The sequence below is a fragment of the Ulvibacter sp. 2305UL32-6 genome (genome assembly GCF_058148545.1).
Genome location: NZ_JBYVKA010000060.1, coordinates 1 through 773, shown reverse-complemented (window position 1 = coordinate 773; position 773 = coordinate 1). Strand labels below are relative to the sequence as shown.

General features: G+C 30.5%; 1 protein-coding gene. It reads right to left on the bottom strand.

Annotated elements, in window-relative coordinates; genetic code table 11:
• Nucleotides 1-137: 137 nt before the first annotated feature.
• Nucleotides 138-773, bottom strand: a 636-nt coding sequence (locus ACY2RU_RS17705; RefSeq protein ID WP_490139814.1) for a hypothetical protein, incomplete at its 5' end; no start/stop codon positions are given.

Below are 773 nucleotides of genomic sequence, written 5' to 3'. Positions count from 1 at the left end.
AACGTGTTCGTGTATGATTTGTGCGATTGAGAACCCGTAGGATTTTCAGTCGTTGCAAATCGTACGTTAAATATATAATTTTTAATTGAAGTAGAATGTAAGCATTAATTATACACGTTGTTGTGTTGCGTATTTATTTAGTTTGTTTTATATTTCAACTCTCCATTTTCAGGCTCATATATCACATCGATTTTAGGCCAAAAAACAATTTTCAATTCATTCTCAGATTGGATTTGGTCGTACGAGTTAGTGATTGCTTTTAAATATTTTTCAATTCCGTCTACTCCTTTATTTTCATAGTACTCGAATATGAATAACACTTTTTCTGGACTGTCTGCAAAATCTTCTTTAACTCCCATATTCTCATAGTTCTGTTTCATTAAGGTACTCAATTCAGAGATTTCGACTTTTCGGTCATTCTTGACAATACTGTCCATTCGAATGAAAAACGTGTTTCTAAATCTTGGGTGAAACATTGGAATTTCACAGTATTCTATTGGGTAAATATTCCGAATTTGATTTTCCGTTTCGATTACAATGTTTGGAATACTATCATAACAGACAATTTCTTTTAGTCGGTCAATAAATTTTTCATAATTATTAAATTCCGATATTCGAATTGAAATATTTAAACTGTCTGAATCTTTTAGTTTAAATCCATATTCTTTGATTTCTTTTTTCTGATTCCCACAACTTGCCAAAAGCAGTAGCATTATCAAATATTTGGCTAAGTTTAATTTCATTTTAGGGATTCGTTTATATGCATCACAACG